This window comes from Streptococcus mitis, from assembly GCF_009496285.1.
GTDB lineage: Bacteria > Bacillota > Bacilli > Lactobacillales > Streptococcaceae > Streptococcus > Streptococcus mitis_BP.
Window position 1 is genome coordinate 1 of the sequence record NZ_WIJK01000037.1, and the last position, 11,344, is coordinate 11,344.

The 11,344-nt window shown below is 41.4% G+C and carries 5 protein-coding genes; 1 reads left to right on the forward strand and 4 read right to left on the reverse strand.

Annotated features, from left to right (window positions below):
• On the forward strand, positions 1–419 hold a 419-nt coding region (locus GEZ89_RS09115; RefSeq protein ID WP_153225780.1), incomplete at its 5' end, for a transposase.
• 277 nt (positions 420–696) lie between these two features.
• Here GEZ89_RS09115 and GEZ89_RS09120 read toward each other — a convergent pair.
• The 4 genes from GEZ89_RS09120 to GEZ89_RS09135 form a co-directional block, all read right to left on the reverse strand.
• A complete protein-coding gene (locus GEZ89_RS09120) occupies positions 697–1,389 on the reverse strand; it encodes a phosphoglycerate mutase (protein ID WP_075227311.1) in 693 nt (230 codons plus the stop codon).
• Positions 1,390–1,521: 132 nt separating this feature from the next.
• A complete protein-coding gene (locus tag GEZ89_RS09125) occupies positions 1,522–1,890 on the reverse strand; it encodes a hypothetical protein (RefSeq protein WP_153225781.1) in 369 nt (122 codons plus the stop codon).
• Between the two features lie 417 nt (positions 1,891–2,307).
• Positions 2,308–10,440 (reverse strand): SIALI-17 repeat-containing surface protein, encoded by an 8,133-nt coding sequence (locus tag GEZ89_RS09130; RefSeq protein ID WP_153225782.1) that lies wholly within the window; start codon positions 10,438–10,440, stop codon positions 2,308–2,310.
• A gap of 339 nt (positions 10,441–10,779) precedes the next feature.
• A partial coding sequence (locus GEZ89_RS09135) for an LPXTG cell wall anchor domain-containing protein (RefSeq protein ID WP_153225783.1) occupies positions 10,780–11,344 on the reverse strand: 565 nt, incomplete at its 5' end.

Here is an 11,344-nt window from a genome sequence, read left to right on the forward strand (position 1 = left end):
CTTTGCCAGAATACGAGATTCTTCTCTCTATTCCTGGAATAGCTGAAACCACAGCGACAAGTATTATTGGCGAACTTGGTGACATTCGTCGATTTCACTCTGCCAATCAAATCAATGCTTTTATCGGCATTGACCTCAGACACTATGAATCTGGAAATTTTCTAGCTAAGGAACATATCACTAAACGTGGGAATCCCTATGCCAGAAAGATTCTTTTTAAGTGCATTCATAACATAGCTTCAGCTAGCCATACCAATCCTTGTCATATCGCAGACTTCTATGAGAAACGGAAAAGACAATCGCAAGTGACTTCAACTAAACCACACACGATTGCCTCTATACATCGTCTCATTAGAACAATGTATTACCTCATAACGCATAACAAACTTTATGATTATACTTCTACCCAAAATCGGTAAAATTGTTTATGCCATATTATTGTAACGCCTTATCAAAAAAATCACCAGATAAGGTGTTGATTTAGTGTACACTTTTTTCACTAAACTTTAGTTCAGAAAAAGACAATTTCCTTAGTTTGACTATGGAAATCAAACTATTTTTCATCAAATACCTTGATATACTTGACAAATGGTAGAAAAGGACTCAGTCCTGTGCAATACAGAACTAAATCCTTTGCTTAAATTATTTGTGTAACTTTTTGAGATCGATATAAATCAATCCTAGACTTACAATTTTTTATTTACCAAGGTAGTATTCAGAAACTACGTTCAATTTTTCGTCGAATTCGAATACCAATGGTGGGAAGTTAGGGATTTCCACGTCCATGATTTCGTCGTCTGACAAGCGTTTGATGTGTTTTACAAGGGCACGGATTGAGTTACCGTGAGCTCCTACGAATACGTTTTTACCATCTTTAAGTGCTGGAGCGATTTTGTCTTCCCAGAATGGAAGGGCACGTTCCAAAGTCACTTTCAAGTTTTCAGCATCTGGGATAACTGAGTCGTCAAGTGAAGCGTAACGACGGTCAGTATGTGCTGAGTATTCGTCATCATGAGGCATTGCAGGAGGCAATACATCGTATGAACGACGCCAGATGTGAACTTGCTCATCACCAAATTGTTCAGCTGCTTCAGCTTTGTTTTTACCAGTCAAACCACCGTAGTGACGTTCGTTCAAGCGCCATGATTTTTCAACTGGAACCCACAATTGGTCAGATGCTTCAAGAGCCAAGTTAGTTGTTTTGATTGCACGTTTCAATACTGAAGTATAAGCTTGGTCAAATTCGATACCAGCTTCTTTGATCAATTTACCAGCGTCAATCGCTTGTTGTGTTCCTTTTTCAGACAAATCAACATCAGCCCAACCAGTGAAAAGGTTAGCTTTGTTCCATTCAGACTCACCGTGGCGAGCAAAAACCAATTTTACCATTTGATGGATACTCCTTTTATTTTCCGAGGTTTCCCTCGTTTATCTATTCTATTTTACACAATTTTTCACAAAAAAGCTAGTCAAAATCGACTAAAAAGAGAAGAGGTGACCTCCCCTTCTCTCAATAAACAACTATTCTTGAACTTGAAATTGTTTCAAACTTGTTAGGAATAGGGCGCTACCGATGACAATGACGATACCACCAATCCAGCCTAAAAATGGAATCAATCCGACTACAGAACCTACGATTAACAAAACAGATGGCGCCATTGACATGCGCTTATCATCCTTATAGTAGATTAGAGAGAGAATTCCAAGAATGAGAGTTGCGATTTTTACTAAGGTAAAAACAATGAAGATAATCGCTAAAACTACTCCTGCAAAATCTTCATTCGCAAAAATAGATGCAACCATTAATATTACGACTGGCAAAATTGCCAAGAGCGAGCCTGAGATAGTCCCAATAATTCCAGCAATTTGCGCTAGTGTTTTTGTCTTCATAAATATCTCCTTCAAATTTTAATAATTGTTATTCTACCATATTTTAGGTTAAATTCAAAGCTTTTCCAAGTAGACCACAATATCATCAGTGGCACTTTATTTTCCTTAAGTCATATAGTAAATTGAAATAAAGTATGAACAATTCGATTAGGAAAGTCAAACTAATTTCTAGAAATATTTTTAGCAGTCGTAATGTACTATAGATTCAATCTGCTATAAATTCCTTTTTTATAGTAGATTGAAATAGAATATGGACAAATTGATGAGGTAATTTTAAAGTAATTTCTAACAATGCTTTAAAAAAACTATGATGGACTATTCTAAACTCAATTTGTTATATATGAATTTCCAGAACAAAAATCCCTAAGTCCTTTTAGACCTAGGGATAATGCTACTTATTAAAAGTAAGTTTGCAGCTTATTTGGTAAAGATAGACTGACGGAAGTCATCTGTTGTACGAAGATAAGCATTATAAATCTTTTTCTTCAGTAAGTTAACCCAGCTAGCTTCGACGCGGCTTGTAGCATTGTCAATATTACGAACATCCTCTGCTGTCGCCTCATCCATTAGCTTTTGCATATCTTTATAAGATCGAATAGTTACTTGCTTCGTACTATTTGGGTTTCTGAGTTCATACTCAATGGTGATCGGCTTCAATTTTGTCAATTGGTCAATCCGCTCTTGGTACATGGCCTTCTTAAAGGCTGCCCAAGAGTCATACTCACCTTTGAAGACATTTTCCAAAACCTTCTGGTCTGTCACTAGACCAACATCTCTTCCGAGCCATCCATCCCAAGTTGTACTGCCCTCTTTCAGAGCTTCTTCTGACAACTTACCAGATACATATGGAACAAATCCTTCATGATAGCCCTTAGCTGCCAGCAACTCATAGGCTGTACGACGGAACATAACATCACCTGGAGCACCAGTTGGATTGCTAAGTGCTGAATAAATTGGAGAGAACAGACTGAGACTGAGATAACCATTTCGTCCATACTTGCCACTATCCTTGTTTTCTCGTCGAGTAATGACATCATTATCAATCAAGGATTCAAAGGTTTTTAGTTTCTTAATCTCTTCAGCAGTGAAGGTCCTTGTTTGGTTACCAGCATGGGTTTGTTTACCATACTTGTCAGTAATGTAGTAGTTTTCCATTTTTCTAAACCACTTCATTTTAGCTTCATCTGTCTGCTTCAGGATAGAGCTTGCTTCTAGGTAATCCAGCGTATAGATCATATCAAACATACCATGAACGTAGTCTTTTAGATCTGCTGCATTCTGAACGCGCTCTTTAAAGTTATAAGTATGGAGACGTGTCTTCGAATCCTTATCAACCTTGAATAGAGTATTGAGGGTGATTGTCGCTTCATCTGGGCTTGGTGTAGATTGCAAAAGACCACGAGCATAAAGTTCTGCTCCTAGACCTTCACGACGACCAAAGCCTTCAAAATAAATGGCCCCATCCGAGTTGTGTGTCATCTCGTGTGTATAAACAGAGTTTCCGTAATCTTCTAGCAGACGAGCATTGTCAAAATGGGTCACACTTCCTGTTGCGTAAGCATTATAGCCCTTGCTTGGATACCACTTACCAGCTGGTCCAAAGAATTCCTGCATCGCAGTGGATTGCTTGTCATTTGGTTGAGCCCAATATCTTTGACCATTCTTATCTTTGAGAGCAAAACCATCATAAACTAAGACCGAACGGAAGAGTTTATCCTTGCTTTCATCACTTAAAATCTTGTACCAAAAATCGTAATGGTCTCTCTGCCATTCAGCTGACTTTCTCACTCGATCTTCAACATAACTAGCAAGTTCAGCATCTGTACGGACCTTCCCATCAACAATATCTCGGTAACGATCATAGGCTCCCATAGAGATGGTAGACATATTGGAAATGATGTAGACACCCTTTTCAGTCATGGTCAAAAGTGGTAGCAACATACCCTTATGTTCCCAATTGTCAGATGTAATCTTATCATAAACTCCGACAGAGTACTTACTCTTATCATTCGCATTGTCTTGGAGAGCCTTAGCTTCTGCAATGTCCGACTTAGCCTCGATAATATAGGCTTTTGTATTATCCTTGAGCCATTCATTATTGGTCTTATACGGCAAAAAGAGATTACGATAACTTTCTAGATAATTGAACAAGCCTCGCTTACCAGTTGCCTCAGACAAGGAAGTATCATAAGTTTGATAAGTATTTTTTGCTTTGAGATTTTCAAAACCAGAGCGACCTAAGGCAATGATCGTGTCTAGTGTAGACGCATCATTATTACCAAAGAAATCAAACTTATAGGCAGATAAATCTTTGACATTGATGGTGTCATAATTGATGTTATACCAACGATTTAGGTAGGTTAAACCGACTAAGAAGGCTTCTTTATTATCAGTGATTTGCTTAGCGATATAATCAGCTACTACAGTTCCCTCAGTATTGATGGACTTGTCCATAGCCAGAACCTTGCGTAACTCCACAGATAAGTTAGCCTTGACTTGATCAAAGGCTTTATCCAAATAAAGATCATCCAGAGATGTTTCTGCATTTATACCTAAGACCGTTCTCACAGCAGCTGAATCTAAAACCACCTTATTCAACTCTGGTAAAACTTTGGTGAGAATCTTGCTGTAGTCAGATAGGAAGGCTTCCGGAGTATAGAGAAGATTCAAGTCCTTGATGGTATATTCTGCTATAGCCTTATTTTTAAAGTCTCCCTTATAGGTAACTTCTAGATACTGAATGGTATTGTCTTCGTAATGAAGCATGAGACGATTGATGCCTGTCTTATTTCCGTGAATGTCTGTGATGATCTGCTGATCTTTCATCGGAACTACATCGAGTAAATAGCTGGTGTTGAGCTTATGATCCTCTGCTAGTTTGTTGGCATAAGCTACGATTGTTTCTTTGTTATAGAATGGCAGAAGTTTTTCCATGTTTACGTAAGCTATAGCACGGTTACTGTCTACTTTCTTCGCCTTACTATAATCTACTGCATAGAGGTTCAGATTGGTGTCATCTAAGCTTGTCGTGATTCCAAACTCTTCTAGCTTGTCTTGGGCTTGTTCAAGACTAAGCTTAGAGCTAGTAAATGGATCTTCTGCTAGAGTTTCAATTCCTTCAACTGCATAAGCATTTGTGATACGGTTATTTTTATAACCTTGATCGCCAGAAATACTATAGACTCTTGATCCACTAACATTACTCAAGACGTTGTCAATCAAACCATTGTAGTAATTTGAACCAACTACTCCACCAATTTGGCCATTCTTGGTTGAGTTCTGAATTTTCCCTGATGCATAGGAATTAGTAATACGAGCATTGGCTTCCAAGCGCCCAACTAAACCTCCAAAGCGTTGCTCATTAGTCTTGGCACTCGCTAAAATCGTAACATCTGCTCTACTTTGTGTCAGTAGGGAAGCATTTCCTTTCAGATTTGCGACCAAACCTCCAACATTATAGGCCTTGCTTTGCTTATCGTTAGTCTGTATAGTACCTGTAAAGGAACTATTTGTAATTTGCGTGTTAGTTGCAACAACCACTAGCCCTGCAACCTGACTGGCATTCCCTACCACGGCAACTCGCCCTTGAGCAGAGACATCTTGAATGTGAGCATTTTCCGCAGAACGGGCCAAGCTTGCAGAATCATAAGTCCCAACAATATTGACATCCTTCAAATCGATATTTGTAATCCTTGCACCACTCTTGAGATTTTCAAACAAAGGCTTGGCTAGGTTGTAAATAGCATACTGTTTACCATTATGACTACCTGTAAGGCTACCTGTAAAGTTGTTTCGTAAATAAACATAATCGCTTGGTGCCAAGCTTACTTCACTAGCATCTAAATCAGCTCCTAGTACATAGTTGCCTGCCATGTTGCTCTTCATTGCTTCTAACAGACTTGCAAAACTAGTATAGACACCTTGCTGATTTGAATGAGACTTGCTGATGTAGAAGTCATATCCTGGTTTATAACCCGTTTCACTTTCTTGGACAAGCTCAGGCAGAGATACAGTAACCTTATAAACTTCCCTACCATCTTTAGTGCTTTCGGCAATACTCTGAACTGGCAGGAGCATTTCTTTCGACTCGGCAGACTTAACTTTGACAAAGTAATTTGACAAATCGCTTGGAACTGCATTCATAGAAATCAAGCGTTTATACTGATCATTTTCCTTGCTGTAGAATTCAACGGATTCTACATTTCGGATAGAAATTTTCTTATACTCGAGTTCAAATTGACGACTGTCCTTTTCAAAGTCTGTAACCTGACCTTGATCTAATTCGTAGGTTAATTTTGTCTTCAAAGTATAATCTGTATAATGATCCAAATCACCAATCTTGAGACTGCCTGCAAAATTCGTAATCGGAAGTGAGCGTACAAGCTGGTCACCTTCATATAATTCTGCTGTAGCTGTCCGTAATGATTGAGTTTCATCAGTCAGGTTGTACTGAACCGTAACAGAACGATCTTCTGGATTTTCTGTAAGACTGAGGATACTTAGATTTGGTCTAACTTTTGCAACTCCATTTAGAGCCGTTCTGGCTGCTGTCAAGTTCGCCAAGGCTTGATCAACTTGAACTTGGCTAGCTAGTCGATTTGCTAAAACTGTCTCTGCATTTGCAAATTCTCTTGTAAAGTTTGTTTTTTTATCTGAGTCAGCATTTTTGTATTTGAAGCTATCCTGGATGTCTTGACTTTCTCGGTATTCTGTTTGTAAAGCTACCTTAGTGACATCTGGGCCCTGTAATTGCTCTTTCGCATTCTCAATGCTTGCAACTGCTTGGTTGACTTGCTCTTGGCTAGCTTCTGATTGCGTCAATAATTCTTGACCTTTAAGGAGTGCCGAGTCGTAACTAATTTGGCGAGTTGAGATATCGTTAAAATAACGTGCCTGTGATTTAACTTGCTCTGCTTCCGACAATAGATTGTAGAGAGGAATTAAATCAAATTCATCCAATGCTTCAACCTTTGGAGCATCATTTGGAATCATAAACGGACTTGCTGTTCCAATCTTAACAATCTGAGTCACTGGTGGCAAGGTTTCTTCATTAGATAATTCTAGACGATCCAATTCTTGATTATTTGAATAGTAGACCCTAGTTTTGATTGTACGCTCACCTTCCACTCCAGGAACACTTACAATACGTGAATCCTTGACCAACTCATCAGTATACTGCTCCTCAATCTTAAAGGCTACTTTTTCAACTCTCGTTTCATCTACATAGCTAAGCTCTAACTCAGGAAGGTCAAAACTTGGTGTAGGCTCTGTGCCAGCTGTGCCGACTGGGTCTGTATACTCTGGTAATTCATAAACTGAGGCTGGACCGTCGCCTGCTGTGCCTACTGATTCTGTATACTCTGGTAATTCATGAACAGGGGCTGGATCGTCGCCTGCTGTGCCTACTGAATCTGTGTAACCTGGAACGTCGTGAACTGGAGCGGGTTCGTCACCTGCTGTGCCGACTGGGTCTGTATACTCTGGCAAGTCATGAACCGGAGCAGGTTCGTCACCTGCTGTGCCGACTGGGTCTGTGTACTCGGGAACCTCATGAACTGGTGTAGGCTCTACACCAGATGTGCCGACTGGTTCTGTATACTCGGGAATTTCGTAAACTGGAGCGGGTGCGTCACCAACTGTGCCGACTGGTTCTGTATACTCTGGTAATTCATGAACCAGGGCTGGATCGTCGCCTGCTGTGCCGACTGAATCTGTATATTCTGGGATTTCGTGAACTAGAGCTGGTTCAGCACCTGCTGTGCCGACTGGGTCTGTATATTCTGGGACTTCATGAACGGGGGCAGGTTCGTCACCAACTGTGCCGACTGATTCTGGGTACTCTGGTAATTCATGAACGGGGGATGGATCTGTACCAGCTGTGCCGACTGGATCTGTATATTCTGGGAATTCGTGAACTGGGGATGGATCGTCACCAGCTGTGCCCAACGAATCTGTATACTCTGGCAATTCGTGAACCAGAGCGGGTTCGTCGCCTGCTGTGCCGACTGAATCTGTGTACTCTGGCAGTTCGTGAACCAGAGCTGAGTCTTCACCAGCTGTGCCTACAGGATCTGTATATTCTGGAATATCATGAACTGGAGCTGGAGCTTCACCGGCTGTGCCCAACGAATCTGTATACTCTGGCAATTCGTGAACCGGAGCGGGTTCTGCACCTGCTGCGCCTACTGGTTCTGCGTACTCTGGAACTTCATGAACGGGAGCGGGTTCGTCGCCTGCTGTACCAACAGGTTCTGTGTACTCTGGCAAGTCATAAACGGGGGCGGGTTCTGTACCTGCCGTGCCGACTGGATCTGTATACTCGGGAACCTCATGAACCGGAGCTGGGGCGTCGCCTGCTGTGCCGACTGTTTCTGTATACTCTGGTAATTCATGAACTGGGGCGGGTGCGTCACCAGATGTGCCGACTGTTTCTGTATACTCGGGAACATCGTGAACTAGGGCGGGTTCTTCGCCAGTTGTGCCGACTGGTTCTGTATACTCTGGTAAGTCATAAACCGGGGCGGGATTGTCGCCTGCTGTGCCGACAGGGGATGTATACTCCGGCAATTCGTGAACGGGAGCGGATTCTGTATCTGCTGTGCCGACTGGATCTGTATACTCTAGGACTTCATGTACCGGAGCGGACTCTGAACCTACCGTACTTACTGGATCTATGTACTCTGGAACTTCATGTACCGGAACGGGCTCTGAACCTACCGTATTTACTTGATCTGTATACTCTGGTAATTCATGAACTGGGGTAGGCTCTGCACCTGCTGTGCCGACTGGATCTGGGTACTCGGGAACCTCATAAACCAGGGCGGGATCTGCACCTACTGTGCCGACTGATTCTATATATTCAGGGACTTCGTGAACTGGAGCGGGTTCGTAACCAGATGTACCGATTAATTCTGTATACTCGGGAACGTCGTGAACTAGGGCTGGTTCTTCGCCAGTTGTGCCGACTGATTCTGTGTACTCGGGAACCTCATGAACTGGGGTAGGCTCTACACCAGATGTTCCTACTGATTCTGTATACTCGGGAATTTCGTAAACTGGGGCTGGATCTGCACCTGCTGTGCCGACTAATTCTGTGTACTCGGGAACCTCATGAACTGGGGTAGGCTCTACACCAGATGTGCCGACTGGATCTGTATACTCCGGCAAGTCATGTACGGGGGCTGGGGCGTCGCCTGCTGTGCCGACTGATTCTGTATATTCTGGAACGTCGTGAACAGGGGCTGGTTCGTCACCAGATGTACCTACTGAATCTGTGTACTCGGGAACGTCATGTACCGGAACAGGTTCTGTACCTACCGTCCCTACTGATTCTGTGTAGGCTGGGACTTCGTGAACGAGGGCGGGTTCTATACCTACCGTCCCTACTGAATCTGTATATTCTGGAACTTCATGAACGGGAGCTGGGTCTGTGCCAGCTGTACCCACAGGAGCTGGGTACTCTGGCAAGTCGTGAACAGGAGATTCTTTAAGCAATTGATTACTTTCTGCCGTGCCCACCAAAATAATCTCTGAAATAGGTTGGACTGTCACTTGATCAAACACCAACTCAGATTTTATCACCTTCTGATTAGCACTGTAGCGACGAGTAATCACTGTACGTTCCCCAGATACACCCACCTGAATGGTCTTTGTTTGCCCCTTAACAAGATTATCCGAATAGCGATATTCTGTTTGATAAGGAAGCACTTGCGTTTGACTTTCATCTTGACTAGATAATTGTAACTCAGAGCGATCAGAAATTGAGCTTCCCGATGGCACTCGGTTTGCTCCATTGACAAGCTCCAGTTTTTCATCTGTCGACTTGTCTGAACTATCTGCTTTTGATACTGCCACCGCTTTGTCATTTTCAGATCCGTCCACTGATTGATTCACAGTCTGATTAGCTTTATGCTTAGATTCTTCACCTTGCTCCAAAGAATTTTTCAAAATAGCCTGACTCTTCAGATAACCAATGTATTCAAAATTTTCAATGTTCAAGGGCTGAGGTAGTTGCTCTCCTAGTCCCAAATTTAAAAGCTGATTATAAGCAGCTAGCTCAATATTTGTAACTGCAAGTATTGAAGGAGAAAGAAGAATGGATCCTAGTCCAGTCACCAATAAAATCGAAGATAGATATCTTTTCCCGTTTTTCCCCTTAGAAATTACCAAGACCGCAAGAACAATACCAGCTGTTGCAAAGATTGCTTCCCATATACCGGAGTAGCCAGTACTTGGTAAGTTTCCTATCAATCTTCCTTCTTTTTTAGGACGATAAACCAAGTAGTATGCATCTGTACTTTCCTCTACAAATTTTGGAAGTTCCTTAACAACCATCGCATTTTCAGCATCTGTCAATTCTGATTCTATAACATACTTATACTGAATCTGAACAGCTTGATTCGCTGCTAACTCTGCTGCTTCAACAGGCTGTGTACTAGTCCCAACTACAGAACCCAAAAAGAAGCTTCCAATAGTCGCTGATATCAGACCTACTGATAACTTTCTAAAAGAAAAACGCTGGCGCTTTTCTCCGTAAAATTGATGTTTCATCACTTAACTTTTTCCTTTATAATAAAATATTAAATCCTTTCTATTTTATCGAATTTCCCTCCAATAAACAAGGATTTTGTTTGCCTCTTGAAATTATTTTACGCTACATACCGTTAACAAGATTCTTATCAGTGGATACTGTTTATCAAGCATTCTCAACTTCCTATTATTTTCAATTTCATACACAAGAGTTTTTATGAAAATAATAAGAAACAACGAGCATCTCCAACTATGGAAATGCTCGTTTTTTTGATATTTAGAAGTGAGTTTTTACCCAGCTTCTTTTCTAGCAATCTCATAGAATCAAGATTCTAAGATTTGCTTTATCCGAGTAATGGTTTACTCTTCTTCCTTACGTTTTTTAGAGATAAGGAGTCCTCCTGTCACTGCTGCAAGAAGTGCTAGTCCAAGTGAAGCGTTAGATTGTTTAGTACCAGTGTTTGGCAATTCTTTCGCTCCTGCTTTCTTAGATGGTGCTTGAGCAGATGACTCTTTAGTAGCTTCTTTAACAACTTTATTAGCTGCAATTGTTGCTACTGATCCGTCCGCAAAGGTTACAGATACTGATCCGTCATTGTTAACCTTAACATCTGTCGCAGTTGGGTTAGCTTTCTTAACTTCTTCAGCTACTTTAGCTTTTTCTGCGTCTGTCAAGTTGTTAGGATCTACTACCGGAGTAAGAGCTGGCACTTTAGCTCCATTTGCTTCAGACTCTTTAACTGTCTTCGCTGGTGTTAATGTCGCTACTGATCCATCTGGGTAAGTTACAGATACTGATCCGTCATTGTTAACTTTAACATCTGTCGCAGTTGGGTTAGCTTTCTTAACTTCTTCAGCTACTTTAGCTTTTTCTGCATCTGTCAAGTTGTTAGGATCTACTACTGGAGTAAGAGCTGGTACTTTA

What these genes read in the sequence shown, in the direction of transcription:
- GEZ89_RS09130 (WP_153225782.1), bottom strand. Translation starts at nt 10,440, where the DNA reads ATGAAACATCAATTTTACGGAGAAAAGCGCCAGCGTTTTTCTTTTAGA.
- GEZ89_RS09125 (WP_153225781.1), bottom strand. Translation starts at nt 1,890, where the DNA reads ATGAAGACAAAAACACTAGCGCAAATTGCTGGAATTATTGGGACTATC.
- GEZ89_RS09120 (WP_075227311.1), bottom strand. Translation starts at nt 1,389, where the DNA reads ATGGTAAAATTGGTTTTTGCTCGCCACGGTGAGTCTGAATGGAACAAA.